The following is a 25,068-nucleotide window of genomic DNA, read 5'->3' on the forward strand; positions in this document are numbered from 1 at the left end:
GCGTTCCAGTGCCCGCGCCGCGCAGGAGCCGCGCAGGAAGTGGCCCATGCCCCTGGCATTGGTCTCTGCCCGAGTGAAATCAGTTCACCCCGAGCTTCTTCTGCAGACTCGATGACGAGGTTGTGTACTGGAACACCAGCCGCTTGTCCGGATACACGTAGCGGTGCGCCTTCTGCGCCATCAGCGCACCCTCGTGGAAGCCGGAGAGAATGAGCTTGAGCTTGCCCGGATAGGTGTTGATGTCGCCGATCGCGAAGATGCCTGACACGTTGGTCTCGAACGCCGCGGTGTCGACCGGCACCAGATTGTTCTCCAGCGCCACGCCCCAGTTCGCGACCGGGCCGAGCTTCATGGTAAGTCCGAAGAACGGCAGCATCGTATCGCAGGCGATCGTCGAGACCGCATTGTCGTTGCCCTTGAGCGCCGCGCCCGAGAGCTGGCCGTTGGCGCCTTCGAGCCCCGTGACCTGGCCGATCTTCAGATCCATCCTGCCGTCGGCAACGAGCGCACGCATCTGCTCGACGCTGTGCGGCGCCGCGCGGAAATCGTCGCGCCGGTGCAGCAGCGTGATGCGCTTGGCGATCGGATGCAGATTGAGCGTCCAGTCAAGCGCGGAGTCGCCGCCGCCGACGATCAGGATGTTCTTGTCTCGGAATTGCTCCATCTTGCGCACGGCATAAAACACCGACGTGCCTTCATAGGCCTCGATGCCCGGCACCGGCGGGCGCTTCGGCTGGAACGAGCCGCCGCCGGCCGAGATCACGACGACCTTGCACTCGAACTCCTTGCCGGCATCGGTCTTCACCCGGAACAGGGGATCGCCGATCTTCTCGATGCTCTCCACCATCTCGTTGAGATGGAAGGTCGGATTGAACGGCTTGATCTGCTCCAGCAGCTGTTCGGTGAGGCCCTGACCGGTGACGAAGGGAATTCCGGGAATGTCGTAGATCGGCTTCTCGGGATAGAGCTCGGCACACTGCCCGCCGATCTTGTCGAGGATGTCGACCAGATGCACCTTCATGTCGAGCAGGCCCAGTTCGAACACGGCGAACAGTCCGCAGGGGCCCGCGCCAATAATCAGCACATCGGTCTTGATCGCTTCGCTCATGTCCGCTTCTTTTCAGTTGAAATCGACTGGACGGCTTTTTCGCCTGTCCAGCCAAGTGGGCCGGATCGCGACATGCATAATAGGGACAGCGGCTGGCGCGGCAACCCCTTGCCGAGCCTGCGCAAGTCGGCTGTATGGGCGGGAAACCGACGGAGATCCCCCTCGTGAATGCCCCTGTTCGTGCTGACGATGCGCCGCGCCTGGAAGACTTTCCCTACCGCCTGTCCGACAATGTGCGCTTTGCCGATCTCGACCCCAACGGGCACGTCAACAACGCCGTCTATGCGAGCTATTTTGAAACCGGCCGCGTCACGCTGGTGAAGGACCGCAGCATGGGGCTGATGCCGGCGGGGCTCGGCTGGATCATGGTGCGCCTCGACATCCATTTCCGCGCCGAGCTGCACTGGCCGGGTCAGATCGAGCTCGGGCTCGGTCTCGTCAAGTTTGGACGCACATCGACCACCTTCGACCAGGTGGTGTTTTCAGAAGGCAGATGCGTGGCGTCGGCGAAGGCGGTCACGGTGATGATCGATGAGGCCACGCGCAGGCCGACGCCGCTGCCGGCGGAGGTCAAGCAGAACTTCCGCCGCTGGGTCCGTCGCGGAGTGAATCCGGACGGCGAATAAGAGATCTTAGGCCTGTCGCTCCGGCGTCGACACGACCAATCCGTCGAGATCGTCGGTCACCTTGATCTGGCAGGACAGCCGCGAATTCGGACGCACGTCGAAGCCGAAATCCAGCATGTCCTCTTCCATCGGTGACGGCGCGCCGACCTTCTCGCGCCAGGCTTCATCGACATAGACATGGCAGGTCGCACAGGCGCAGGCGCCGCCGCATTCGGCTTCAATGCCGGGAATGGCGTTGCGGATCGCGCCTTCCATCACCGTCGCGCCGTTCTCGATGTCAACTGTGCGTTTCTCGCCGGAATGGTCGATAAAGTGGATTTTGGCCATGATTGCTCGTGCTGCCGGAATGCGCCGGACGATGGATGGAAAGGTCCCGGGCAGTCGTATAACGGGTCGGTCCGCACAGCGCTAGCGCGGAGACCGAAAACCTGCCCGCCGGTTGGGATGCCGCCCAAGCTGTCGCGGCGGACCGCCGAGACGCCAGACGCCTAGGAGCGGCCCAGGATCAGCTCGATCGCCGTGCGCGCCTCGGCAATCGCGGCGCCGAGCGCGGCAAGCGGCTGGGCCGCATCGGAACCGCCGCTCAGCGCGGTCTCCAGCTGGGCAGCAGCCTCGGCGACGCCGAAGGCGCCGATCGCCCGCGCCGATCCTTTCAGGGTATGGGCATGGGTCGCCGCCTCGGGCGGCAAGGCGGTCAGTTCACCGAGGATCCGGGCCGACTGGGTCGAGAACATGGCCAGCACTTCCCGCTCAAGGCCCGGATCACCCAGCGTCATGCGCTGAAGATGATCGACGTCGATCGGCCCGGCGCCGGGAGCCAGCGGCGGCGATTGCGTCCATTCGACCCGTTCGAGGTGAAGCGGCATGGCCTGTCCCTGTCGTCTCCGCCGGGCCCTCGCCGGCGGATCGTTGGCCCAGCCAATCACGAAACTGGTTAACGGATTGTTGTTGGGATGATCGGCAAAACCGCCCGATTCTGGACAATTTCCGGACACAATCGGCGCTCTACAGCCGGAATTTCGAGTGCCCATAAGGCCTTATGGCGCAAAGCTGTTAACGATGATTAAGAAAGTATTAATCGCAAGCATTTCATTCGCATCGCTCTCCCAATAGGATGTTTGCGGATGTAGCGGACAAGCCGCCCCAGGGGGCCGGCTTGCGCTCCGCTTGTGGGCACCGGCTTCGAGCTTGCGTGGGGACGATCGCAGGCTCGCCGACGCGTAAAATAGTGAGAGGGCTCAGACTGAACATGGCGAACACTCCCAAGAAGGTCAAAGATCCCACCGAAGTCGCGCTTTCTGCCATCCAGGAAGCCCTCAACATCAGCGAACAGGGCGCGGAGAATCGCAGTCCCCTCAACGAAGGCGCCGCGCCGCCGAACCTGCCGCCCGCCGCCGATTTTTCAGCCACATCGTTCGAGTCCCGTCCGAGTAATACCGATCGTTCCGCGTTCGAGCCGATCGAAGAACCGCGCGCGCCGCGCCGCGCCGCCAATGATGATCGCGAAACCATCGGCCAGATGCTGCAGACGCTGCAGGGAGGACGCGCGCGCAACGCCTTCACGCTGTTCTTTGTCTGCTCCGGCGCCTGGCTGCTGGGCGGCGTCATCCTCACCATCGCGTTCTGGCCGGCCCTGCAGGCCTCGATGGCCCAGGGCACCGGCGTCCTGGTGCTCGCCGGCCTTGCCGCGCTGTTCGCCGTGCCGATCCTGCTGTTCTACTATCTCGCCAGCCTCGCCGCGCACGGTCAGCGCATGCAGATGATCGCGCAATCGATGGCGCAGGTCGCGATGCGATTCTCCGAGCCGGAAAACGCCGCCGCCGATTCCATGGTGACGGTCGGCCAGGCGATCCGCCGCGAGGTCGCGGCGATGGGCGACGGCGTCGAGCGCGCGATCGCGCGCGCCGGCGAACTCGAGACCCTCGTTGCCAACGAGGTCGCGGCGCTGGAACGCGCCTATTCTGACAACGAGGTGCGCATCCGCGCGCTGCTGCAGGACATCGCCCACCAGCGCGACAACCTGGTCGGCCAGGCCGAGCAGGTGCGCAGCGCGATCTCCGGCGTGCAGATCGACCTGCGCCACGACATCGCGCTGATCTCGGATGCGATCGCCTCGCGCGTGGACGAGGTCGCCAAGAGCATCACCGGCGCGCTGGAAGAGCGCGGCCAGCACATCACCACCGCGCTGAGCCATGCCGGCGACAACATGATCCTCGCGCTCGGCGAGCGCGGCGGCGACCTGCTCGACCGTCTCGAGGAAGCCAGCGCCGAGACCACGCGCGCGGTGATGGACGCCTCCGAGCGGCTGACCACCAGCCTCAACTTCAAGACCGGCCACGTCCATGACGAGTTCGTCGATCTGGCCGATCGCGTCCACGAGTTGCTCAACGAGCGCATCGACCGCATCACCGGCGAGTTCGAGCAGCGTTCGTCCGTCATCGTCGACGGCATCTCCGACCGCACCGAAGAGGTCCACGACTCCCTGAAGAACTCCGCGGACTCGCTGCTGCTCGAGCTCGAGCTGCGCAGCAACGACCTTGTCAGCAAGATCGACGATGCCGGCAACCGCCTCGCCGGCCAGATCATGACGTCCGGCGACAAGGCAAGCGAGGCGCTCGACGTCACTGTCAATTCGCTGGTCGCCAAGGTGGTGGGCCAGACCGAGACCGCGCACGACTCGCTGTCGCTGCAGATGAGCGCGTTCGACGACCTGGTGAAGAACCATGGCAGCGAGCTCGCCGAGAAATTCGCCCGCGACTCCGGCACGCTCGGCGCGCTGATCACCCGTCACATCTCGGAATTCGACCGCACGGTGAAGACCTTCGGCGGCGACATCGTCGAGCGCATGGGCCAGCGGACCCAGCACATCGCCGACAGCCTGAAGACCTATGTCGACACCTTCGACCATCGTGTCACCACCAACAGCGGCGAGATCACCGCCTCGCTCGACCAGCGCCTGCTGCAGTTCGAGACCACGCTCGGCAGCCGCGTCACCACTCTCGACGCCTCGCTAACCGACAAGCTGTCGTCGTTCGACAGTTCGCTCGCCAGCAAGATCGGCTCGTTCGACGGCCGTCTGCAATCGCTCGATGATGCGATCGACGGCCGCATGAAGTCCCTCGAGGTCACCTTCGAGAGCCGCGCCAAGTCGGTCACCGACACCATCGACGGCCATCTCGGCACGCTCGCGACCCAGCTGACCGACGGCGCCTCCCAGGCGATCCAGTCGATCGACTCGCGGCTTGGCCTGCTCACCACCACCCTGACCGAAGGCACCGTGCAGGCGATCGCCGCGGTCGACCATCGCATCAACGGCGTCACTGAAACCATCGACGGCCACAGCGTCCGCCTGGTCGACACCCTCAACGGCCACAGCACCCGCCTCGCCGACACCATCAATGGTCACAGCGCGAATCTGACCGACACCATCTCGGCGCGGTTCGCCGACATCCAGCAGGGCATCGAGAGCCGCGTCGGCGTCATCGCCGGCGACATCGACACCCGCGTCGCGCAGTTCGAGGACCTGCTGGGCTCGCGCGTCGAGGCCGTCGCCGGCCGCATCGAGAGCAGCGGCCGCCAGGCGAGCGAGGACCTGATGTCCCGCGCCGAGCTGTTGTCGTCGAGCATCAAGTCCCATGTCGAGGACGCCGAGCGCTCGCTGACCAACCTCGTGGTCAACACCAGCGAAACCATCCAGACCGGCGCGCGCACCGCGCAGCAGGCGCTGCTTACCGTGTCTGCGGACGTCGGCAACCAGCTCAAGCTGAGCTCGGCCGAGGTCGAGAGCGTGCTGACCGCGGTCGGCACCAGCGCCGCCAACTCGATCCTCACCAGTGCCCGCGACGCCCAGGTGTCGCTGGTCTCGGCCTCCGGCGACGTCGCCTCGCAGATCAAGGCGCTGTCCGAGGATGTCGAGCGCACGCTGCAGGCGGCCGGCAGCGCCACCGCAGCCTCCGTGCTGTCCGGCGCCCGCGACGCGCAGACCACGCTGGTCAGCGCCTCGGTCGAGGCCGCAAGCCAGGTCAAGTCGCTGGCCACCGATGTCGAGCAGTCGCTGTCGATGGCCGGCTCTGCCGCCGCCGAGGCGATCATGACCGGTGCCCGCGAGGCCCAGACCACGCTGATCTCGACGTCGACCGACGTCACCGGCCAGGTCAAGTCGCTCGCCAGCGACGTCGAGCGCTCGCTCTCCATGGCCGGCACCGCGACCGCGGAAGCCGTCGTCGCCTCCGCTCGCGAGGCCCAGAGCACGCTTGCCGGTGCATCCACCGAAGCCGCCAACCTGGTCCGCACGCTCGCGGCCGACGTGCAGCACTCGCTCTCGACCGCCGGCACCGCCACCGCGGAATCCATCGTCGCCTCCGCTCGCGAGGCCCAGAGCACGCTGGCCGGCGCGTCGACCGACGCCACCAATCTGGTCCGCACGCTGTCGGCCGACATCGAGCGCTCGCTGTCGATGGCCGGCTCCGCCACCGCGGAAGCCGTCGTCGCTTCCGCCCGCGAGGCCCAGAGCACGCTGGCCGGCGCGTCGACCGACGCCACCAATCTGGTCCGCACGCTGTCGGCCGACATCGAGCGCTCGCTGTCGATGGCCGGCTCCGCCACCGCGGAAGCCGTCGTCGCTTCCGCCCGCGAGGCCCAGAGCACGCTGGCCGGCGCATCCACCGAGGCCACCGAACTGGTCCGCTCGCTGGCGGCCGACATGGAGCGTTCGCTGTCGATGGCCGGCTCCGCCACCGCGGAATCGATCACATCAGGTGCGCGTGAGGCCCAGAGCACCCTAGTCAACGCGTCGACCGAGGCTGCGACCAAGGTGTCGGCGCTTGCCGCCGACATCCAGCGTGCGCTGTCGATGGCCGGCTCCGGCACCGTCGAGATGCTGACGGCCGGCGCCCGCGAGGCGCAGAACACCCTCGTCACCGCGTCGACGGAAGCAGCCAACCACGTCAAGTCGCTGGCCGTCGATGTCGAGCGCACCCTGACCTCGGTCGGCACCAACACCGCGCAGGCGATCCTCGGCAGCGCCCGCGAAGCCCAGAGCTCGTTCGTGGCAACCTCCAGCGAGGCCGCAAGCCAGATCCGCGAGATCTCCGCCGAGATCGAGCGCTCGCTGACCACGGCCAGCGCGGAGACTGCGCAGACCATCCTGGGCAGCGCCCGCGAAGCCCAGAGCTCGTTTGCGGCGACCTCCGCCGATGCCGCCGCCCAGATCCGCACGCTCTCGACCGATATCGAGCGCGCGCTGGGTGCGGTCACGGTCAAGACCACCGACAACATCCAGACCTCGGCGCAGAACGCGCAGGCCGCGCTGATCACCATGTCCAACGAGGTCTCGACCAAGGTCAAGACGACCTCCGCCGACATCGAACGTTCGGTGCTGTCGGCCTCCAGCGCCTTCGGCTCGGCGATGACCGGCAAGACCGACGAGATCGTCACCTATGTGCAGCAGCAGACCGAGCGTCTGTCGCAGATGGTCGACGGCCGCCGCGGCTCGCTGGTCGAGGCGCTGACCGCCAAGACCACGCAGCTGTCGAGCGACATGGATCGCGCCACTGCGGATGCGCTGAAGGCGATCGAAACCCGCGGCCTCGCCTTCTCGCAGTCGATGGCGGCCCATGGCAGCGATGTCGCGCGCAACATCACCTCGGCCGGCGATCAGGCGACCGGCGCGGTGGCGAAGTCGCTCAAGGAGCTCGAGCAGGCCTCGCGCACGGCGATCGACCAGTCGCGCCAGGTCTCGATCTCGGCCGTCACGGAGATGCAGGAGACCAGCAAGATCCTGCGCACCGATACGGTCGCGCTGTTCGAGCGGCTGCGCGAAGGCAACATCCTCTTGCAGGAGGTGTTGACCGGCGCCCACGACAACCTCAACTCGCTGGAGCGCGCGCTGGTGACCCGCGTGGCCGACTTCGTGTCCGCCATGAACGACGTCACCTCGCGCAACGGCGTGGCAACCCAGACGCTGGAAGACCAGCTCACGGTGTTCAACAGCAAGACCGGCAAGGCGCTGGAAGATCTCAGCGCGCTGTCGAGCCAGTTCGAGACCCATGGCAAGGCGCTGATTGATGCGGCTGCCGTGGTCGAGCAGGCCAACCGCTCGACGACGGCCTCCGTCAGCGAGCGCAAGTCGGCGCTGGAAGCGCTGGTCACGACCATCGACCTGCGCACCACCGATCTCGACCAGCGGCTGTCGCGCTTCACCGGGCTGCTCGATGAATCGCTCGGAGCGGCGGAGGAACGCGCCCGCGACATCGCCCGCGTGGTGGCGGAGACCGCAGGCGCCGGTTCGGCTGCGATCAGCAGGCAGTTCGAGGCGGTGCGCCAGGCGGCCGAGAACGAGCGTCAGCAGACCGTCGACGCCATGAACGACCTCTACCAGCAGAGCAACGCCGAGACCGATGCGATGTTCAAGGAATCGACGGAGAAGTTCTCCGCGATGGTCACGGCGATGAAGCAGATGGCGAGCGAGATGCACAACGAGCTCGAGGCCACCCGCAACGAGCTGCGCCGCGGCGTGCTCGAGATGCCGCAGGAGGCCGCCGAGAACACCGCGCAGATGCGCAAGGTGATCGTCGACCAGATCGAGGCGCTGGCCGAGCTGAACCGCATCGTCGCTCATCACGGCCGCGGACTCGACGTGGTCTCGACCAACCGCGCGAGCGTTCGCCACGAGGAGCCGGCGGTGGCTGCCGCCGGCGGCCGCGGCGATGTGCGCATGCGGGACAACGGCAACAGCGCCTCGACGCTGCCGCCGCCCGATCTCGGCATGACGAGCTCGCGCCGCACCGAGGCCCCGCCGGTCAGCCCGGCAGGCTCCAACAACAACGGCGACGGCTGGCTGTCCGACCTGCTCAACCGCAGCGACGCACCGCCGCCTGCCCCGCAGAGCCGCGACGCCCAGCAGCGCCCGCGTCCGCAGCAGCAGCCCGTCAATCCGCTGGAGTCGCTGTCGCTCGACATCGGCCGGCTGATGGACCGCACGCTTGCGGCCGAGATGTGGGATCGCTACCAGCGCGGCGAGAACAAGGCGTTCTCCAAGCGCCTCTACACGCCGGCCGGCCAGAAGGCCTTCGATGAGGTGGCCCGCAAGTATCGCGCCGACCGCGGCTTCAAGCAGACGGTCGACCGCTACATCGCGGAGTTCGAGCGCCTGCTCGACGAAGTAGCCCGCGACGGCCGCGGCCAGCAGGAGCTGAGCAGCCACCTCACCTCGGAGACCGGGCTGGTCTACACCCTGCTCGCGCACGCCGCGGGACGGCTGGGGTAAGCTGGCGAAGTAAGCGAGTAGCGATTGGAAACGGAGGCCTCACGGCCTCCGTTTTGTTTTGGGCGGGATTGGAAAATTCGCGTCGACGAAGACTCGACAGCGTCATTCCGGGGCGATGCGAAGCATCGAACCCGGAATCTCGAGATTCCGGGTTCGGTCCTACGGACCGCCCCGGAATGACTGTGCGACCAGAGGGCAGCGAACCTGTTCGCCATTCGCCCTTTATTGCCGCCGCCGCGGCCCCGGTGCGGCCGGAGCCGGCGCGGGCTCGGGTGCGGCGTTGTTGCTGCCGCCGAAGATCACCCGGCTCGGGTTGCGGTCGAAATTATTCACCGCGCGGCTGATGTCGGACAGCGTCCTGCGGCCGTCGTTGATCAGGAGGTTGGAGCGCTTGTCGAGATCCTCGGCGAGTTCGCGGATCGACTTCACCATCAGGTTCAGCTCGCTGCCATTGTTGCCGCCCGCGATCGCATTGAGGCCCAGCATCAGGCTGTCGGCCTTGCCCATCACGCCGTCGACCTTGAGCATGACGTTGTCGATCTTCTCGGAATTGCGCGCTAAGGCCTGGGTAAAGACCTCGAGATTCTTCAGCGAATTCTTCACCGACTGCTGATTGTCGGCGACGATGCGGTTGACGTTTTGCAGGGTGGCGCGGATCGCCTCGGTGACGTCCTGCAGCGCATTCGGGTCGGCGGTCAGAACCGGGATGCCGTCCTCGTCCAGCGGCACCGGCGGAGCTGCCTCCTCGCCGCCCTTGAGCGAAATCGCGGCGACGCCGGTGAGACCCTGGAACTCGAGACCGACCAGGGTGTCCTTGCGGAGCGGTGCGTTGTTCTCGATCATCGCCAGCGCAACCACGCGTCGCGGGTTGTCGAGCTTCACCGAGACCACTTCCCCTATCCGAATACCGTTAAAATTGACATTGCCGCCGTTGCGCAGGCCTGACGCCGGACCTTCGAAGATCACCCGCAAGGGGCTGCGCTGCTTGGTGGTGTGCAGGCTCTGGAACCACAGCACGAAGCCGAACGCGGCGGCGATCACCGCCAGCGTGAAAGCCCCGATCAAGACGTAGTTCGCCCGCGTTTCCATCAATTACTCGCGTTAATCACTCTTGGGCCCTCGCGCAGCCGGCTGCGCTCGAGCCCGTCGAATTCCTGTTGGCGCATGATCTCGTCCGAAGTCGGCTCCAGGTTTCGGGATCATGGGCTAGGCCACAACGGCACGGGCGCGCTTGCCGTTGAAATATTGCTGCAGCCATGGATGCTGCGACGCCTTCATGTCGGCGATCGATCCTGCAGCAATGATCTTACCGTTCCCTAAAACGGCGATACGGTCGCACGCGGTGTAAAGACTGTCGAGATCGTGGGTTACCATGAAAACGGTCAGCCCCAAAGTGCGCTGCAGGGTGCGCACCAGCTCGTCAAACTCGCCGGCGCCGATCGGATCGAGACCCGAGGTCGGCTCGTCGAGAAACACGAGTTCTGGATCGAGCGCGAGTGCGCGCGCCAGCGCGACGCGCTTGATCATGCCGCCCGACAATTCCGACGGATAGCGATCGGCGACCTCGGGCTTCAGGCCGACCATCACGAGTTTCGCCACCATGATCTCGTCGAGCAGCCGCTGCGAGACGCGCAGGTATTCGCGCGCCGGAAACTGGATGTTCTGGCGCACCGTGAGCGAGGAGAACAGCGCGCCCTGCTGGAACAGGATACCCCAGCGCCGTTCGACGGCGCGGCGCTGCGACGAGCTCGCGGCGTCGAGATCGACACCGAACACTTCGATCCGGCCGGCGACCTTCGGCACCAGCCCGATGATGGTGCGCGTCAGCACCGACTTGCCGGCGCCCGAGGGCCCGACGAAGCCGAGGATCTCGCCGCGCCTGACGTCGAGGTTGAGGCCGTCGAGCACCCGCGTGTTGCCGAATTGGACGGTAATGTCGCGGACCCGGATGATGGCGTCGTTGTCCTCTTCCGCCATGATCACATCCCGATCGAGGCGAAGAAGATCGCGAACACGCCGTCCATCACGATCACGAAGAAGATCCCTTTCACCACCGATGCGGTGGTGTGCTGTCCGAGCGACTCCGCCGAACCCTGCACCGCCAGGCCTTCGACGCAGGCGACGATACCGATCACCGCCGCCATGACAGGCGCCTTGACCATGCCGACGATGAAATGGTCGATCGATATGGCATCACGAAGGCGGAGCAGGAAGGCCTCCGGATCGACGCCGCCATAGAGCCAGGCCACCAGGCCGCCGCCATAGAGCGCGGCCATCGCGCCGAGGAAGGCCAGGATCGGCAGCGCCAGCACCAGCGCCAGCATGCGCGGCAGGATCAAGACCTCGATCGGATCGAAGCCCATGGTGCGCAGCGCGTCGATCTCCTCGCGCATCTTCATCGAGCCGAGCTCGGCGGTATAGGCCGAGCCTGAACGGCCCGCGACCATGATCGCGACCAGCAGCACGCCGATCTCGCGCAGCACCAAGACGCCCAGCATGTCGACGACGAAGATGTCGGCGCCGAACCTGCGGAAATGGAAGATGCCCTGCTGCGAGATGATGCAGCCGATCAGGAAGGTGATCAGCACCACGATCGGCACCGCGCGCCAGCACACCTGCTCGAGGTGATGCACCGTCGAGGTCAGGCGGAAGCTGCGCGGATGGATCAGCACCTTCCCGGCGGCCGCCAGCACCGCGCCGAGCATGTCGACGAGGCCGATGATGGTGCCGCCGATCCCGGCCACGGTGCGCCCGATCTGCTCGAGCATGCCTGAGATCGACAGCCGGTCGCTGACGACCCCGGGCGCGGGGCCGACGCGGCGGACCTCGTCGACCAGGCTGGAATAATTGGCCGACAGGCCCGCGATCTCGGCTTCGGCGGTGGCGTCGCTCAGGCTGCGGCGCAGCCGCTCGATCAGCCAGGCGCCGAAGGTGTCGAGGCTCGCGACCTGCGACACGTCGATGAAGATGTGCGGCCGGCTGCCGCGCAGCTTCTCCGCATCGGAGACGATCCGCTCAAGCGCAGGAGCAAAGCGGGCCGTCCAGTTGCCTGCCGCGCACAACGCCAGTCCTTCGCCTTGGGCTATCCGCTCCAGTGTCGGGTCGCCGCTCACCTCTAACCCACCCCTCAAGCCGGCTGGCTGCCGCTAACGCTGATCTCCGGCGCTGCCGGATCGGCTTGTCGAATCTGTCGCTAAACAGCCATAGTTGGTTGCGCGTCGCAAGCTACGGTTCAGGAAATAGTAGACTTTAAAATGACTTCCACCCCTCCCGGAGCGATTTCCCTGAGCAGTCGGATCGAGCGCTGGCCGATCGCGGGGACCTTCACGATCAGCCGCGGCACCAAGACCGAGGCTGTCGTCGTGGTGGCCGAGGTGAGCCAGGGCGGCCTCACCGGCCGCGGCGAATGCGTACCCTACCCGCGCTATGGCGAAACGCCCGAGGCGACACTGCAGGCGATCCAGGCCCTACAGGCGCCACTCGCCAATGGCATGGACCGGATCGCCTTGCAGGCCGGGATGGCTGCCGGCGCCGCCCGCAATGCGCTGGATTGCGCGCTGGCGGACCTTGAGGCCAAACGCGCCGGCAAACGGATCTGGAACCTGCTCGGCCGGCCCGCGCCGGAGCCGCGGACCACCGCCTATACGATCTCGCTCGGGACATCAGAGGCGATGGCGGAGGCCACCGCGAAGGCCGCGCATCGTCAGTTGCTCAAGATCAAGCTTGGCGGCGATGGCGACGGCGCACGGATCGCCGCCGTGCGCAAGGCGGCGCCTGGATCCGAGCTGATCGTCGACGCCAACGAAGCCTGGACCGAGGACAACCTCGCCGCCAATCTCGCGGCCTGCGCCGATGCCGGCGTCACCCTGATCGAGCAGCCGGTGCCGGCGGGCAAGGACGAGGCGCTGGCGCGGATCAGGCGGCCGGTTGCGGTCTGCGCCGACGAGAGCGTGCACGACCGCGGCTCGCTCGCCGGCCTGCGCGGCCGCTATGACGCCGTCAACATCAAGCTCGACAAGACCGGCGGATTGACCGAAGCGCTGGCGATGGCGGACGCCGCCCGTGCGCTCGGCTTCGAGATCATGATCGGCTGCATGGTCGCGACCTCGCTCGCGATGGCGCCGGCGATGCTGATCGCGCAAGCCGCGCGCTTCGTCGATCTCGACGGTCCGCTGCTGCTGGCGAAGGACCGCGACCACGGCCTGCGCTACGAGGGCAGCCTGGTCTATCCGCCCGACGCCGCGCTCTGGGGCTAATCGGTGAGACGCTTACGCGCCAGCCACATCACGAGCCCGCCCGTGGCCGCCATTGCGGCCATCATGTCGTAGACGCCGAGCCCGAAGCGCGCATAGACCATGCCGCTGACGATCGCCGTGGTGCTCGCGACAATGCCGCCGCAGGCGGTGAGATAGCCTTGCGCGCGCGCCATCACGTGAACCGGCACGTGATGCACCATCAGTCCCATGATGCCGACCTGCGTCAGGCCGAAGCTCAGCCCGTGTCCGAGCTGCACAACTGCAAGCACCGCAAGCGGCGGGTCCTGCGCGGTGATCGCCCAGCGCGCCGCGGCACTGGACGCCGCGATCATCACCAGCACAGCCGACGGCAGCGTGAAGCGCGGCGAGGCCGCAAACAATGCGATCTCGGCGATCACGCCGAGCACCCAGAGACAGGCGATCGTCAGGCCGCTGAAGCCGGCCTGCTGCCAGGCAATCGATGCGAAGATGTAATAGGCGCCGTGGCTGCCCTGGATCAGCGCCGAGGATACGATGATGGCGAGGAAGGTGGGATTGCGCAGCAGTTTTGGCGCGCCGGCCGCAGGTGTGGCGGCTGCCCCTGGGCGGCCCAGCGGCCGCAGCGTCAGCCCGACCAGCGCGCCGAGCGCCGTCACGGCCGTGATGATCCAGATCAGGTCGACCTCGGCGACATAGCGGAGCAGGAAGCCGCTCAGCAGCGCGCAGACCGCGAAGGCGGCCGAGCCCCAGAGCCGCAGCGGTCCGTAGCTGAGGCCGAATTGCCTGACGCCGCGCAGCGCATAGGCGTCGGTGAGCGGCACCATCGGGGTCCAGACGCAGCAGGTCAGCGCATAGATCACCAGCAGCACGAACGGCTGATGCTGGGTGCCGATCACGGCAAAGCCGAACGCCGTGGCGAATCCGGTGGCGATGATCGCCCCGCGCAGCATCTGACGCCGCTCCGCCGCCGCGGTGACCAGCGGCAGCACGGTGAAGCGCGTCACCGGCGGCACCGCGGTGATGATGCCGATCCAGGTGGCGTCGATGCCGACCGCCTTCAGCCACACCGTGAAAAACGGCAGGTGAACCCCGGTCATGCCGAACAGCGTTGCATAGAATGCCGCAAGGCTGCGCGCGAATCGCCGCGATGCAACCTTTGCTGCAATGGGGATTTGTGATTCGGAAGACATCAATTCAATTGCGATTCGCGCGATATCGTGGTGATCGTTAGCGTAACGCGCAGTGATTTGCGCGGAGAGATTGTGATGGCCGAAGAAGCATTCGCCCTGTCGCCGATATCCGCCCGCGCGGCCCTGCCGAGCGAGGAGGACTATGCCGCGATCAGCGCGGCCTTCATGGAGACCTCGCGGGGCCGCTGGTTCCTCGGCGAATACGCCAAGCGCAACCGCAATGCCGATACCCGCATGGTGCTCGATGCCGTGGCGCGGATCGAGGAAAGCCTCAGCGCACAGCGGCAAGCCGCCGCGGCGGCGATCAGGGACGAGCAACTGGCGCAGGCGCTGGCCGCCCTGCGCGGCGCGATCGAGGCCGCCCAGGCCTCCGCCATCGCCGCGCTCGACGGCATCAGCTTCGAGCAAAGCCTCGCGCCGGTGCGTAAGGGCGTGCGAGTGATCAGGGAGATCTCCTGGCGGCTGCGCGAGATCGGCAATGACGGCCGGATCTGCGACATCATCGATTCGCAGGTCAGCGCGATCGAGGCCGGCGCCGCCGAGGTCTCGATGAACGACGCCAAGGCTGTGCTGGATGCCGGCTTCGCTGCGCTGGCCCGCCGCCTCAGCGAGTTCGATCCGGACAAGGCGGCGACGCCTGCGGCCGAGCCTGCTGTGGCCGAGGCGCCGGTTGCGGAGCCGCCGGCGGCGGCCGCCGCGCCGCCACCGGTGGCCGACGGTGCAGCCCTCGATATGGCCGCTACGCCGCCAGCGCCGCCTCAGGAGGCCGCTGCGGCGCGGATCGTCGAAGCCGCGATTCCCGCCGCTGCGCCCGGCACTGAGGCCGCTACGGCCGTCACGCTACAGCCGAGCGAAGCCTGGCTCAAGGCTGAAGCCGCGCTGGCCGAAGCCGAAGCCGCGGAACTCGCCCGCGTCACCGACGAAACGGCGGCCGACGCCCATGACGACGCGGTGCTCGACCTGATCGCGATGGAGATGGGCGCGCCCGATCCGATCGACGAAGAGGCGATCGCGGAGGAAATGCGCGCCGCCGAGGAGATGCGCGTCGCCGAAGCGATGGCCGCCGAGCCCAAAATGGTTGCGCCGGCCATTCAGCCCGAGCCTGCACCGGCGCCCGCGCCGAAGGTCGAGGTCAGGGCCGAAGTCAAGATCGAGCCGGTGGCTGTGGCGCCGATTGCCGAAACTCTGGTGATGCCGCCGCCTCTCCGGCCCGCCGTTGAGCCTGCCCCTGCTCCCGCAGCGGAGATCTCACTTGGCTCGACCATCATCGCCAGCGGCCTGCTGAAAAGACCGACTGTTGCGGCCAACGACCCGCTCGCGCCAATCCGACGCATGAGCCAGGCCGAGAAGATCGCGTTCTTCTCGTAACCTCGACTGTTCATATCCTGTCATTGCCGGGCTTGACCCGCGCACGACGACTGGCGCGAAGCATTCATGTCCCATGGACCGCACGCGCAACGTGAGCCAGCTCATGTACCGCGGCAGCATCTGTGCCTAACCCGGTGTCAGGCAACCAGTTTCGCGAACAGGTCGGCGTCGACATTGCCGCCCGACAGCACGATCACGACGTTCTTGCCCTTGGCATCGATCCGCCCGGCAAGCAACGCCGCGAGTCCGACCGCGCCGCCGGGCTCGACCACGAGCTTGAGCTCGCGATAGGCAAAGGCGACGGCGGCGCCGACCTCGTCGTCGGAGGCGCTGACGCCTTTCGCGAGCAGCTTGCTGTTGATGGCGAAGGTCAGCTCGCCCGGCATCATCGCCATCAGCGCATCGCAGATGGTGCGCGGCGCAACCGCATGCGCCTCGCGATGGCCGACCTTGAGCGAAAGGGCATGATCGTCATAGCCCGCGGGCTCGGCGACGATCACCTGGGCCTGCGGATATTTCGCCTTCACCGCGGTCGCAACGCCCGCGATCAATCCGCCACCCGAAGCCGGCGCGACCACGATGTCGGGCGTCAGTCCGAGCGCAGCCATGTCCTCGGCGATCTCGCGGCCGGCGGTGCCCTGGCCCGCGATCACGAAGGGATCGTCGTAGGGGCGCACCAAGGTCGCGCCGCGCTTGCCGGCAATGCCGTTGGCGATCGCCTCGCGGTCGTCGCGATCGCGGTCGTAGAGCACGACTTCGGCGCCATAGGATTTGGTGCGCTCGCGCTTGGTGATCGGCGAGTCCGCAGGCATCACGATGGTCGCCTGCATGTTGAGGATCTTGGCCGCCGCGGCGACGCCCTGGGCGTGGTTGCCCGAGGAGAACGCGACGACGCCGCCGCTCCGCTTGTCCTGCGGGATCGAGGCGAGCTTGTTGAAGGCGCCGCGAAACTTGAACGATCCGGTCCGCTGCAGCATTTCGGGCTTGAGGAAAACCTTGCTGCCGACGCGTTCGTTGAGAACGGGGAAGGTCAGGAGCGGCGTGCGCACCGCGAACGGCGCGACCACCCTCGCGGCGGCATCGATGTCCGCGGCAGCGACGGGTGGATTGAGAACGGTGTCCGTCATTCGCGATTTGTATCGCGGCGCCGGGCTGGCGGGCAAGACGCTTTAGCGTGACCTGACTAGCGTGAGGTCGGCTGGGTCGCCGGCAGCGCCACAAAATGGCGCTCTTCGGCACCGAATTCGAGCGCCTCCCCCTCGCCGTCCGGCGGCGCGGGGCGGACGTTCATGCAGCGATCGATGAACACCCGGGCCGACGCCTGCCAGGTGTGGAGCGCGGCAAAGTCGACGCAGGCCTGCCGCGGGATGCTGAGCGCCTCCAGGCAGGCATGGCGCAGATCTTCGTCGAGCACGCCGACCGGCGCCGCGCCGATCACGTCGCGGGGACCGGTGACCGGAAAAGCGGCAACCGGCAGGCCGCTCGCCAATGCTTCAAGCAGCACCAGACCAAACGTATCGGTACGGCTCGGGAAAACGAACACATCGGCCGCGGCGTAGATCTCAGCCAATTCTTCCCCATGACGAGCACCGAGGAACACGGCGTCCGGATATTTCCGCTCCAGCGCCGCCCGCGCCGGGCCGTCGCCGACCACGACCTTGGTTCCCGGCAGATCGAGATCGAGGAAGGCCGCGAGATTCTTCTCCACCGCCACCCGGCCGACGCTGAGATAGACCGGCTGCGGCAGGCAGAGATCGACGTCGCGCGGATGGAACAGTGAGGTATCGACGCCGCGCGACCACAGCACCACGTTGCGGAAGCCGCGCTGACGCAACTCGGCCGCCAGCGCCGGGGTCGCCGCCATCACCGCCCGGCTCGGCCGGTGGAACCAGCGCAATGCGCGCCACACCCAGGCTTCCGGGACAGGCGTCCGCGCCGAGACGTATTCGGGGAAGCGGGTATGGAAGCTCGTCGTGAACGGCAGGCCGCGCTTGCGGCAATAGCGGCGCACCGCAAGCCCGATCGGGCCCTCGGTCGCGATATGGATGCTGTCGGGCCTCGCCGCCTCGATCAGACTTGCGACCTTGGCCCGGTAGGGCAGCGCCAGCCGGAGATCGCGATAGCTCGGCATCGCGAAGGTGCGGAACTCGTCCGGCGTCAGGAAGCTCACCTCGACGCCGAGCGATTTCGCCGCCTGTGCCATCATGGTCAGCGTGCGGACAACCCCGTTGACCTGGGGATGCCACGCATCGGTCGCGACCAGGATATGCGTCATGCAGCGCGTGCCGTCACTCGCGGAACCGGCGCGATCCGGCGCACCGGGTCGGTCCAGGTGATGATCTCGAAATGGCCGTCCTCGTGCTCGGCGAGCGCGGTGCAGCTCTCCACCCAGTCGCCGCAATTCATGTAGCGGATGCCGTGCTCGTCATGAATCGTCGCGTAGTGGATGTGGCCGCAGATCACGCCGTCGCAGCCGTGGCGCCGCGCCTCGCCGGCGAGCGTCGCCTCGAACGCGCCGATATAGTTCACCGCCTTCTTGACCTTCAGCTTGGCCCATTGCGACAGCGACCAGTACGGCACGCCGAACATCTTGCGGAAGAAGTTGACGAAGCGATTCATCTGGATCGCGAAGTCGTAGGCCTTGTCGCCGAGATGGGCGAGCCAGCGCGCGTTCTGCACCACGAGATCGAAGATGTCGCCGTGGATCACGAGGTAGCGCTTGCCGTCAGCGCCAGTGTGAACGGTGTTCTCCACCACGTCGATGCCGCCGAAATGCGTGCCGTAATATTTGCGCAGGAACTCGTCGTGGTTGCCCGGGACGTAGATCACCTTGGCGCCCTTGCGCGCCTTGCGCAGCATCTTCTGCACGAAATCGTTATGGGTCTGCGGCCAGTACCAGTTCGACTTCAGCGCCCAGCCGTCGACGATATCACCAACGAGGTAGATCGTGTCGGCATCGTGAGAACGGAGGAAGTCGAGCAGGCGGTCGGCTTGCGAACCGCGGGCTCCGAGATGGACATCGGAGATAAACAAAGTGCGAAAGTGCCGCTCGGGACTTTCTTCACTCAAGGAGTCACTTCCCATGCCTGTGCACCTAACAGATTCCTGTGACAAGGCGATGACGATCCCCGCGACCCAAGGCCCCACAAACAGTTAACGAGAATCAGCAGTACGCCCCTTCCCTGCGGATAACAGCAGCGTGCGACAATCTGGCGACATCGGCGGTCGCGGCTGTGGGGAAGAGGCGTTGTGTTGCCTGCACAGCGCGATGGAACAGCGAAGCGATCGAATGCGTAGCCCGGATGGAGCGAAGCGCAATCCGGGCTACAAGAGCGTCAGTAATATCCGTGGAAGTGATGCACCGGCCCATGGCCGTGGCCGACGGCGAAGCGATCGGCTTCGGCGATCGCCTGCGTGATCCAGGCCTTGGCGTTGCGCACGGAGGTCTCCATGCTCTCGCCCTTCGCGAGCCCTGCTGCGATTGCCGAGGACAGCGAGCAGCCGGTGCCATGCGTATTGGCGGTCGCAATCCGCGGCGCAGCCAGCGCGATGCTGTGCTCGGCGTCGATCAGATAGTCGATGCTCTCGGCGCCGTGCCCATGGCCGCCCTTGACCAGCACCGCGCGACATCCCATCGCCAGCAATCGCTTGCCTTGTCGCTCGACGTCGGCCTCGCTTGAGGCAACCGGCTCGTTCAAGAGCGCCGCCACTTCCGGCAGGTTCGGCGTGATCAGCGAGGCCAGCGGAAACAGCAGGACCTTCAGCGCATCGACCGCCTCGGCGGCAAGCAGCCGATCACCGGAGGTAGCGACCATCACCGGATCGAGCACGACATGGCGCGGCGCCCAGCGCCTCAGCCCATCGGCGATCGCTGCGATCGTGTCGGCCTGCGCCACCATGCCGATCTTGACCGCGCCGACCTCGAGGTCGGAGAACACCGCATCGATCTGGGCGGCGACGAATGACGCGGGCACCGGATGGATGCCGCTGACCCCCATGGTGTTCTGCGCGGTCAGCGCCGTGATCGCGGAGGCGCCATAGACCCCGAGCGCGGCAAAGCTCTTGAGGTCGGCCTGGATGCCCGCCCCGCCCGAGGAGTCCGAGCCGGCAATGGTGAGCGCGACCGGCGTCATCTTGCAGCACCGGCGGTTGATACGAATGAGACCATCACGAACAAGACCATGGCCTGTCCTAGCCCGGCCGCCGATCGGCAGCAAGTTAGCCCTGACTTTACCGCAAGTTGGCCTCACCTTGCCCCCCTGCCTCGCCCCTTGCCTTGGCCGCCCGTTTTGGGCCTATAGTCGCGGAAATCCCCGGAGACGACTTTGATGGTTCCTTTTTTCGTCCAGATCAAATGCAAGCTCGGCCAGTCCTACACCGTCGCCAACGCACTGGCGGAGGCCGAGATTGCGTCCGAGATCTATTCCACCGCGGGCAACTACGACCTCCTGGTCAAGTTCTACGTCGACCACGACACCGACATCGGCCATTTCATCAACGAGAAGGTTCAGGTGATCCCGGGCATCCAGGACACCCTCACGATCATCACCTTCAAGGCGTTCGGCGCGAAGTAGGACGCGTCCACGAGAGCATGATGAGATCAGGTCGAGCTTGAACGGCGTCGAAAGTTCACCTCTCCCTTGGGAGAGGTGAACCGAAACCGCGGCGAGCCGATTCAACCAAACCCATCCCGCTTTACAATTCCTTCTCCTTCTTGACCGGCTTCGGCGGTCCCTCGACCGGCGGCAGCGACTTGATGTACTCGGCAATCGCGTCGCGGTCGGACGACGACAGTCGCGAAGTGTTGCGGATCACGCGCACCATGGATCCGCCCGCGCTATCGCCGTCCGGCGTCTGGCCGCTCTCGAGGAAATAGGCGATATCCTTCACACTCCAGTCCGAGATCCCCCTCGGCGTGATGTTGGGTACCCAGCCTTCGCCCTCCGGATTCGGACCACCGGCGAAGCGCTGCGCGGTGACGATGCCGCCGAGGACATTGCGCGGGCTGTGGCACTCGGCGCAATGGCCGAAGCTGTTGACGAGATAGGCGCCGCGATACCAATGCGCCGAGCGGCTTGCATCCGCGATGAACGGCTTGCCGTTCATGAACAGGAATTTCCAGACCCCGACATTGCGCCTGATGTTGAAGGGAAACGGCAAATCATGATCGCGCACCTTGCCGGCGACCGGCGGCAAGGTCTTCAGATAGGCGAACAGGTCGCGCACATCGCTGACCCTGGCGTGCTGATAGGACGGATACGGAAACGCCGGGAAATAGTGCGCGCCCGATGGCGAGGTGCCCTTCATGACCGCGGTGACGAAATCGGCCTCGCTCCAGCGGCCGATGCCGTCGTTCGGGTCGGGCGAGATGTTCGGCGCATAGAAGGTGCCGAATGGCGAGGGGATCGCGAGCCCGCCGCCGAGCTTCGTGCGGTCGTCCTGCTTCGGCACGGCATGGCAGGAGGAACATCCCCCGGCATTGAACGTTGTGAGGCCGTTGGCCAGGTCAGGCTGATAGGCAGGCAGCGCGTCGGCGGCAACGGTCGCGGGGATCGTCAGCCACCAGAACACGCCAAAGCCGATTACGCCGGCCAGAATCGCCAGGAGGAAAATTCGTCGCAGCATTCACCGATCCGTCATTGGTCGCGTCAATTCATGGACCAGTATGATGGCAACCAGCCGGACAAGCTCGCATCAAATTTGCCGCACCCACGATCCATTTGGGGAATAAATCCGAAAAACTGCTGTTTGAAGATTGCAACCATCGTGTGACGTCAAAGGGGAGAGAACCATGTCGAACAAGACCTTGCTTGCCACGCTGACGCTCGGCGCCGCCATCGCCTTCGCCGGTCCTGCCTTTGCCGAGAAGTTCACGGCGAAGCTGGACAGCAAGAGCGAAGTGCCGCCGAATACCAGCACCGCCACCGGCACCGCCGACATCGACTACGATGCCGCCAGCAAGAAGCTGAGCTGGAAGCTGACCTATTCCGGCCTCTCGGGTCCGGCCACCGCCGCGCATTTCCACGGCCCCGCCGAGGCCGGCAAGAATTCCGGTGTCGCAGTCGCGATCCCGAACGCGACGTCGAGCCCGGTCGAAGGCAGCGCAACATTGACCGACGCGCAGGCCGCCGATCTCCTCGCCGGCAAGTACTATGTCAACGTCCACACCGCGGCCAATCCGGGCGGTGAGATCCGCGGCCAGGTGACCAAATAACAAGTGACGAAGTAATCGTTCGCGACGCAACGCCAATAAGAAACGGCCGACACAAAAAAGGGCGGACGCCCTAAAGCGTCCGCCCTTTTCGTTGATGGAATGGCGATCAGCCCTTCTTGACGCGATAGGTCTCGTGGCAGCCGCCGCACTGCTTGCCGATCACGCCCAGCTCGGCCTTCAGCGTATCGACGTCCTTGATCTTGCCCTTGGCATCGGTGACGACCTTCGCGAAGCTCGCGGACTGCTGCGCGAAGCCCGCCTTGTCTTCCCAGATTTTCGGCGAAGGGGCGTAATCGCCTTCCAGCTTGACGCCTTTCATGCTCTCGGGGAACAGCGTCGGAAGCTGCTTAGCGGTATCCTCGAACTGGGCCAGCGCGGCATTGACGGTCGCCTGGTCGTAGGGCTTTTCGCCCTTGATGATCGCCGACAGCGCACCCGCATTCTTGCCATTGTCCTTCATCATGGCCTGGGTCTTCTTGACTTGATCTTGCTGTGCAACGACTGCACCGGCACCGAACGCCAGCATCGCGACAACGACGACAATCCGCTTCATCGGCTAACCCTCAATTCCGTTTGTCCCGGTCCGCGATCTGCGGCCGGCCTGGTTTGCAAAACACCGCAGGCGGAATCTTCATTCCGCCCGCGACAATTTATCAGAGATTATGGCGGCGCTGCGCCTCGCGGATCGCGATCCAGACCCGTTCCGGCGTGGCGGGCATGTCGATGTGGTCGATCTTGTACTCGCGATGCAGCCCCTCGACGATCGCGTTGACGACCGCCGGGCACGAGCCGATCGCGCCGGCCTCGCCCGCGCCCTTCACGCCCATTGGGTTGGTCGTGCAGGGCACGTTATGGGTCTCGAACACGAAGGACGGCCCGTCGGAGGCGCGCGGCAGCGCATAGTCCATGAAGGTGCCGGTGACGAGCTGACCGTCGGTCGGGCTGTACACCGCCTGCTCCATCAGCGCCTGCCCGATGCCCTGCATCGCGCCGCCGTGAACCTGGCCCGCCAGCATCAGCGGATTGAGCGTGACGCCGAAATCGTCGACGATGACGTAGCTGACGATCTTGATGATGCCGGTGGCGGGATCGATCTCGACCTCGGCGAGATGGGTGCCGTTCGGATAGGTGCCGTCGGCGCTGGCGAAGGTCGCGCTCGAATTCATCTTCGACGTATCGCCGCCGGGACGTTTGGCGAGATCGGCAAAGCTGATCGAGCGGTCGGTGCCGGCGATGCGGATGCGGCCGTCGGCGATTTCGAGGTCGCCGGCGCCGGCCTCCAGTGCCTGCGCCGCAAGCTCCTTCAGCTTGTTGCCGAGATCATGCGTCGCCCGCTGCACGCTGACGCCGCCGGACGGAATCGATGCCGAGCCGCCGGTGCCGAGGCCGGTCGCGATCTTGTCGGTATCCCCCTGCAGCACATGGACGCGCTCGGGCGGCACGCCGAACTGCTCGGCGACGATCTGCGCATAGGCGGTCTGGTGGCCCTGTCCGCTCGACTGCGTGCCGATCAGGACCGAGATATCGCCATTGGGATCGAGCGCCACATTGGCGGTCTCCTCGCCCATGGTGCCGCAGACCTCGACATAGCTCGCCATGCCGATGCCCCGCACCAGGCCCTCTTTCCTGGCGGCCTTGGCGCGCTTCGGAAATTCTTTCCAGTTGGCAATCTCCATCGCGCGCTTCATATGCGCGACGAAGTCGCCGGAGTCGTAGACCTTGCCGGTCGCGGTCGTGTAGGGCAGCGACTTCGGCGGAATGAAATTCTTCCGCCGGATGGCGTCCGGCGTCATGCCGAGTTTGCGCGCGGCGGCATCGACCAGGCGCTCGATGACATAGGCGGCCTCCGGGCGGCCGGCGCCACGATAGGCATCGACCGGCACCGTGTTGGTGAACACGGTGCGGACCCGGCAGTGGAAGGCCTGGATGTCGTAGAGGCCCGGCAGCATGCCGGCGCCGCCATGCGGGATGTAGGGCGCAAAGGTCGAGAGATAGGCGCCCATGTCACCCATCAGGTCGACATCCATGCCGAGGAATTTGCCGTCCTCGGCGAGCGCCATCTTCGCGGTGGTGAGATTGTCGCGGCCCTGCGCGTCGCCCATGAAATGGTCGGAGCGCTCGGCCGTCCATTTGATGCTTTTCCTTAGCTTGCGCGCGGCGACCGAGATCAGCGCATATTCGCGATAGGGAAACAGCTTGGTGCCGAAGCCGCCGCCGACATCCGGGCAGATCACCCGCATGTTCTCCTTCGGCATCTTCAGGATCATGTCGCAGAGGATCTCGCGCAGACGGTGGCTGCCCTGGCTGCCGATCGTCAGCGTCAGATGATCCTTCTTGGCGTCGTATTCCGCGACCGCGGCGCGCGTCTCCATGAAATTGGTGATGACGCGCGGATTGACGATGGTGATCTCGGCCACCGCATGCGCCTTGGCGAACGCGTCCTCGGCGGCTTTCTTGTCGCCGATCGAGACATCGAACAGCACATTGCCGGGCTTGTCCGGCCAGACCTGCGGCGCATCCTTCTTCACCGCATTGACGAGGCCGACCGCCGCCGGCAGCGGCGTCCATTTGACGTCGATCGCCTCGATCGCGTCACGGGCATGATCGACGGTGTCGGCGACCACAAAGGCCACCGCGTCGCCGACATGGCGCACCTCCTCCTTGGCGAGGATCGGATAAGGCGGTGCGGTGAACGGATCGGTTTCGAGATTGAACAGGCACGGCAGCCCGCCGAGCTCTGCAACGTCGGCGGCGGTCAGGATCAGCGCCACGCCGGGCATGCCGCGGGCCTTGCCGGCATCGATCGTATAGGTCGCGTGCGCATGCGGCGAGCGCAGCATCAGCGCGTGCAATGCGGGAGACGGTGCGACGTCGTCGGTGTAGCGGCCCCTGCCGCGAATCAGAGCGTCGTCCTCCTTGCGCCGCACACTTTGTCCGACGCCGAATTTGATGGGAGCTGCCATCGTCTCTCCAATTGCCTTGGTGTGTTTTGCGCATATTGGCGTGGTTGTCGGCGAAGCGCAAACCGCTTTCCGCCGCGCGCGGCGCAATCACACAGCG

General features: G+C 66.0%; 20 protein-coding genes. 6 read left to right on the forward strand and 14 right to left on the reverse strand.

From position 1 onward, the window contains the following. Positions 1 to 79: 79 nt before the first annotated feature. Positions 80 to 1,108, reverse strand: a complete 1,029-nt coding sequence (locus ACVMIH_RS14600) for an NAD(P)/FAD-dependent oxidoreductase (protein ID WP_057016688.1) — start codon at positions 1,106 to 1,108, stop codon at positions 80 to 82. 164 nt (positions 1,109 to 1,272) lie between these two features. Between ACVMIH_RS14600 and ACVMIH_RS14605 the strand changes: the two genes are divergently transcribed. Further along, positions 1,273 to 1,734 carry an acyl-CoA thioesterase gene (locus tag ACVMIH_RS14605; RefSeq protein ID WP_076825837.1) on the forward strand — a complete coding sequence of 154 codons (462 nt, stop codon included), beginning with the start codon at positions 1,273 to 1,275 and terminating at the stop codon, positions 1,732 to 1,734. A gap of 6 nt (positions 1,735 to 1,740) precedes the next feature. Here ACVMIH_RS14605 and ACVMIH_RS14610 read toward each other — a convergent pair whose 3' ends face one another. Both ACVMIH_RS14610 and ACVMIH_RS14615 read right to left on the reverse strand, forming a co-directional pair. Further along, entirely contained in the window at positions 1,741 to 2,061 is a 321-nt protein-coding gene (locus ACVMIH_RS14610) for a 2Fe-2S iron-sulfur cluster-binding protein (protein WP_016841525.1), read from the reverse strand. Positions 2,062 to 2,222: 161 nt separating this feature from the next. Further along, positions 2,223 to 2,600, reverse strand: a complete 378-nt coding sequence (locus tag ACVMIH_RS14615; RefSeq protein WP_456862290.1) for an Hpt domain-containing protein — start codon at positions 2,598 to 2,600, stop codon at positions 2,223 to 2,225. A 383-nt stretch (positions 2,601 to 2,983) separates the two neighbouring features. Between ACVMIH_RS14615 and ACVMIH_RS14620 the strand changes: the two genes are divergently transcribed. After that, complete coding sequence (locus ACVMIH_RS14620; protein WP_057016690.1) at positions 2,984 to 9,001, forward strand: apolipoprotein A-IV repeat region-like domain-containing protein; 6,018 nt, start codon at positions 2,984 to 2,986, stop codon at positions 8,999 to 9,001. Positions 9,002 to 9,223: 222 nt separating this feature from the next. Here ACVMIH_RS14620 and ACVMIH_RS14625 read toward each other — a convergent pair whose 3' ends face one another. The 3 genes from ACVMIH_RS14625 to ACVMIH_RS14635 all read right to left on the reverse strand — a co-directional run bounded on the left by ACVMIH_RS14625 (position 9,224) and on the right by ACVMIH_RS14635 (position 12,114). Next, positions 9,224 to 10,090 (reverse strand): MlaD family protein, encoded by an 867-nt coding sequence (locus tag ACVMIH_RS14625; RefSeq protein ID WP_018272595.1) that lies wholly within the window; start codon positions 10,088 to 10,090, stop codon positions 9,224 to 9,226. Positions 10,091 to 10,207: 117 nt separating this feature from the next. Beyond that, the gene (locus ACVMIH_RS14630) at positions 10,208 to 10,978 is read right to left on the reverse strand and encodes an ABC transporter ATP-binding protein (protein ID WP_168855021.1); all 771 of its coding nucleotides are present in this window, start codon (positions 10,976 to 10,978) and stop codon (positions 10,208 to 10,210) included. Between the two features lie 2 nt (positions 10,979 to 10,980). Further along, positions 10,981 to 12,114, reverse strand: coding sequence for an MlaE family ABC transporter permease (locus ACVMIH_RS14635; RefSeq protein ID WP_057016692.1), 1,134 nt, complete (start codon positions 12,112 to 12,114; stop codon positions 10,981 to 10,983). 141 nt (positions 12,115 to 12,255) lie between these two features. On the opposite strand from ACVMIH_RS14635, the gene dgcA reads away from it, so the two are divergent. Next, on the forward strand, positions 12,256 to 13,257 hold the full coding sequence (gene dgcA, locus ACVMIH_RS14640) for an N-acetyl-D-Glu racemase DgcA (RefSeq protein ID WP_456862292.1): 1,002 nt from the start codon (positions 12,256 to 12,258) through the stop codon (positions 13,255 to 13,257). Here the strand turns inward: dgcA and ACVMIH_RS14645 are convergent. Further along, on the reverse strand, positions 13,254 to 14,426 hold the full coding sequence (locus tag ACVMIH_RS14645) for an MFS transporter (protein ID WP_057016694.1): 1,173 nt from the start codon (positions 14,424 to 14,426) through the stop codon (positions 13,254 to 13,256). The genes dgcA and ACVMIH_RS14645 overlap by 4 nt on opposite strands. A 75-nt stretch (positions 14,427 to 14,501) precedes the next feature. Here ACVMIH_RS14645 and ACVMIH_RS14650 point away from each other — a divergent pair, with 75 nt between their 5' ends. Next, positions 14,502 to 15,794 carry a hypothetical protein gene (locus ACVMIH_RS14650; RefSeq protein WP_456862294.1) on the forward strand — a complete coding sequence of 431 codons (1,293 nt, stop codon included), beginning with the start codon at positions 14,502 to 14,504 and terminating at the stop codon, positions 15,792 to 15,794. Between the two features lie 137 nt (positions 15,795 to 15,931). Here ACVMIH_RS14650 and ACVMIH_RS14655 read toward each other — a convergent pair whose 3' ends face one another. The 4 genes from ACVMIH_RS14655 to thiD form a co-directional block, all read right to left on the reverse strand. Then, positions 15,932 to 16,921, reverse strand: a complete 990-nt coding sequence (locus ACVMIH_RS14655) for a threonine/serine dehydratase (RefSeq protein WP_456862296.1) — start codon at positions 16,919 to 16,921, stop codon at positions 15,932 to 15,934. A gap of 56 nt (positions 16,922 to 16,977) precedes the next feature. After that, the gene (locus ACVMIH_RS14660; RefSeq protein WP_456862298.1) at positions 16,978 to 18,069 is read right to left on the reverse strand and encodes a glycosyltransferase family 4 protein; all 1,092 of its coding nucleotides are present in this window, start codon (positions 18,067 to 18,069) and stop codon (positions 16,978 to 16,980) included. After that, positions 18,066 to 18,878 (reverse strand): UDP-2,3-diacylglucosamine diphosphatase, encoded by an 813-nt coding sequence (locus ACVMIH_RS14665; protein ID WP_026193024.1) that lies wholly within the window; start codon positions 18,876 to 18,878, stop codon positions 18,066 to 18,068. Before ACVMIH_RS14665 ends, ACVMIH_RS14660 begins: the two co-directional genes overlap by 4 nt. A 251-nt stretch (positions 18,879 to 19,129) precedes the next feature. Further along, complete coding sequence (gene thiD, locus ACVMIH_RS14670) at positions 19,130 to 19,927, reverse strand: bifunctional hydroxymethylpyrimidine kinase/phosphomethylpyrimidine kinase (RefSeq protein WP_229192315.1); 798 nt, start codon at positions 19,925 to 19,927, stop codon at positions 19,130 to 19,132. Between the two features lie 195 nt (positions 19,928 to 20,122). Between thiD and ACVMIH_RS14675 the strand changes: the two genes are divergently transcribed. Beyond that, positions 20,123 to 20,368, forward strand: coding sequence for an Lrp/AsnC ligand binding domain-containing protein (locus tag ACVMIH_RS14675; RefSeq protein WP_016845986.1), 246 nt, complete (start codon positions 20,123 to 20,125; stop codon positions 20,366 to 20,368). A 121-nt stretch (positions 20,369 to 20,489) separates the two neighbouring features. Here ACVMIH_RS14675 and ACVMIH_RS14680 read toward each other — a convergent pair whose 3' ends face one another. Next, complete coding sequence (locus ACVMIH_RS14680) at positions 20,490 to 21,419, reverse strand: c-type cytochrome (protein WP_057016699.1); 930 nt, start codon at positions 21,417 to 21,419, stop codon at positions 20,490 to 20,492. A 166-nt stretch (positions 21,420 to 21,585) separates the two neighbouring features. Here ACVMIH_RS14680 and ACVMIH_RS14685 point away from each other — a divergent pair, with 166 nt between their 5' ends. Further along, complete coding sequence (locus ACVMIH_RS14685; RefSeq protein ID WP_057016700.1) at positions 21,586 to 22,008, forward strand: CHRD domain-containing protein; 423 nt, start codon at positions 21,586 to 21,588, stop codon at positions 22,006 to 22,008. Between the two features lie 106 nt (positions 22,009 to 22,114). Here ACVMIH_RS14685 and ACVMIH_RS14690 read toward each other — a convergent pair whose 3' ends face one another. Both ACVMIH_RS14690 and ACVMIH_RS14695 read right to left on the reverse strand, forming a co-directional pair. After that, the gene (locus ACVMIH_RS14690) at positions 22,115 to 22,561 is read right to left on the reverse strand and encodes a c-type cytochrome (RefSeq protein ID WP_057016701.1); all 447 of its coding nucleotides are present in this window, start codon (positions 22,559 to 22,561) and stop codon (positions 22,115 to 22,117) included. 100 nt (positions 22,562 to 22,661) lie between these two features. Next, positions 22,662 to 24,971, reverse strand: a complete 2,310-nt coding sequence (locus ACVMIH_RS14695) for a xanthine dehydrogenase family protein molybdopterin-binding subunit (RefSeq protein WP_456862300.1) — start codon at positions 24,969 to 24,971, stop codon at positions 22,662 to 22,664. Between the last annotated feature and the right edge of the window lie 97 nt (positions 24,972 to 25,068).

Source organism: Bradyrhizobium sp. USDA 4503 (assembly GCF_054055815.1).

What these genes read in the sequence shown, in the direction of transcription:
- ACVMIH_RS14680 (WP_057016699.1), bottom strand. Translation starts at nt 21,419, where the DNA reads ATGCTGCGACGAATTTTCCTCCTGGCGATTCTGGCCGGCGTAATCGGC.
- dgcA (WP_456862292.1), top strand. Translation starts at nt 12,256, where the DNA reads ATGACTTCCACCCCTCCCGGAGCGATTTCCCTGAGCAGTCGGATCGAG.
- ACVMIH_RS14695 (WP_456862300.1), bottom strand. Translation starts at nt 24,971, where the DNA reads ATGGCAGCTCCCATCAAATTCGGCGTCGGACAAAGTGTGCGGCGCAAG.
- ACVMIH_RS14610 (WP_016841525.1), bottom strand. Translation starts at nt 2,061, where the DNA reads ATGGCCAAAATCCACTTTATCGACCATTCCGGCGAGAAACGCACAGTT.
- ACVMIH_RS14690 (WP_057016701.1), bottom strand. Translation starts at nt 22,561, where the DNA reads ATGAAGCGGATTGTCGTCGTTGTCGCGATGCTGGCGTTCGGTGCCGGT.
- ACVMIH_RS14685 (WP_057016700.1), top strand. Translation starts at nt 21,586, where the DNA reads ATGTCGAACAAGACCTTGCTTGCCACGCTGACGCTCGGCGCCGCCATC.
- thiD (WP_229192315.1), bottom strand. Translation starts at nt 19,927, where the DNA reads ATGACGCCGGTCGCGCTCACCATTGCCGGCTCGGACTCCTCGGGCGGG.
- ACVMIH_RS14600 (WP_057016688.1), bottom strand. Translation starts at nt 1,108, where the DNA reads ATGAGCGAAGCGATCAAGACCGATGTGCTGATTATTGGCGCGGGCCCC.
- ACVMIH_RS14660 (WP_456862298.1), bottom strand. Translation starts at nt 18,069, where the DNA reads ATGACGCATATCCTGGTCGCGACCGATGCGTGGCATCCCCAGGTCAAC.
- ACVMIH_RS14655 (WP_456862296.1), bottom strand. Translation starts at nt 16,921, where the DNA reads ATGACGGACACCGTTCTCAATCCACCCGTCGCTGCCGCGGACATCGAT.
- ACVMIH_RS14630 (WP_168855021.1), bottom strand. Translation starts at nt 10,978, where the DNA reads ATGGCGGAAGAGGACAACGACGCCATCATCCGGGTCCGCGACATTACC.
- ACVMIH_RS14645 (WP_057016694.1), bottom strand. Translation starts at nt 14,426, where the DNA reads ATGTCTTCCGAATCACAAATCCCCATTGCAGCAAAGGTTGCATCGCGG.
- ACVMIH_RS14615 (WP_456862290.1), bottom strand. Translation starts at nt 2,600, where the DNA reads ATGCCGCTTCACCTCGAACGGGTCGAATGGACGCAATCGCCGCCGCTG.
- ACVMIH_RS14620 (WP_057016690.1), top strand. Translation starts at nt 2,984, where the DNA reads ATGGCGAACACTCCCAAGAAGGTCAAAGATCCCACCGAAGTCGCGCTT.
- ACVMIH_RS14650 (WP_456862294.1), top strand. Translation starts at nt 14,502, where the DNA reads ATGGCCGAAGAAGCATTCGCCCTGTCGCCGATATCCGCCCGCGCGGCC.
- ACVMIH_RS14625 (WP_018272595.1), bottom strand. Translation starts at nt 10,090, where the DNA reads ATGGAAACGCGGGCGAACTACGTCTTGATCGGGGCTTTCACGCTGGCG.
- ACVMIH_RS14675 (WP_016845986.1), top strand. Translation starts at nt 20,123, where the DNA reads ATGGTTCCTTTTTTCGTCCAGATCAAATGCAAGCTCGGCCAGTCCTAC.
- ACVMIH_RS14665 (WP_026193024.1), bottom strand. Translation starts at nt 18,878, where the DNA reads ATGGGAAGTGACTCCTTGAGTGAAGAAAGTCCCGAGCGGCACTTTCGC.